Source organism: Thermobrachium celere DSM 8682, from assembly GCF_000430995.1.
GTDB classification, from domain to species: domain Bacteria; phylum Bacillota; class Clostridia; order Clostridiales; family Caloramatoraceae; genus Thermobrachium; species Thermobrachium celere.
This window is the reverse complement of sequence record NZ_HF952002.1, coordinates 2,676-3,515: the sequence shown is the minus strand read 5'-3', so window position 1 is coordinate 3,515 and position 840 is coordinate 2,676. Positions and strand designations below refer to the sequence as shown.

1 protein-coding gene and 1 pseudogene are annotated in these 840 nt (G+C 33.1%); both read right to left on the bottom strand.

Annotated elements, in window-relative coordinates; translation table 11 throughout:
• Positions 1–398, bottom strand: a pseudogene (gene dtd, locus TCEL_RS00265) (D-aminoacyl-tRNA deacylase); the annotation flags it as partial.
• A gap of 10 nt (positions 399–408) precedes the next feature.
• The coding region (locus TCEL_RS00260) for an ACT domain-containing protein (protein ID WP_040683667.1) at positions 409–840 on the bottom strand (432 nt) is incomplete at its 5' end.

Sequence of the window (840 nt, the reverse complement as noted above, 5' to 3'; positions counted from 1 at the left end):
AAGCAAAACCTTCATATATGCTTGAAATTGTCCTGTTTCTACTTTATTAACATATTTTTACATTCTTCAACAAACTTTTGATACATCATCTCAGCATAATCTGGTTTAGCTGCCATCATGTAATTTGGTCTTCTACCCTTTCTACAATCTCCATACAATGTAAACTGAGATACAACTAACAATTCACCTTCTACATCAACTACTGATAGATTCATTTTACCATCAGCATCGTCAAAAATTCTAAGATTGCATACCTTTTCAGCAAGATACTTTATATCGTCATCAGTATCTGCATCTTCTACCCCTAATAATACTAAAATTCCTTTTCCAATACTTCCTACTATATTTCCCTCAACCTCAACACTGGCTCTATTTACCCTTTGAACTACTGCTCTCATGTTTTCACCCCTAATTTCTATTTCTATATACATCAATTACACCTGTTAACTTTCTAAATTCCCTCATTATTTTTTCAAGTTGTTCGGTATTTAAAACCTCTAAGGAAAGTTGTATTGTGGCTGTATTTTTTCTATTTGTTCTTGCGTTTATAGCCTTAACAGAAACCTTAGAATTTACTATTGTGTTTGTAATATCTGCAAGCAATCCTGTTCTATCAACTGCCTGTATTTGAATATCTGCAATAAATGAGGAAGTGTGCTCTCCAGTCCAATTTACCTCTATAACTCTATTGGGTTCAACTTCAGATAAATGTTTAAAATTTGTGCAATCCTTTCTATGAACCGACACTCCTCTTCCCTTTGTTATAAATCCAATAATATCATCACCTGGTACAGGATKGCAGCATTTAGCAAATCTTACTAATAAATCCTTTTCACCCTT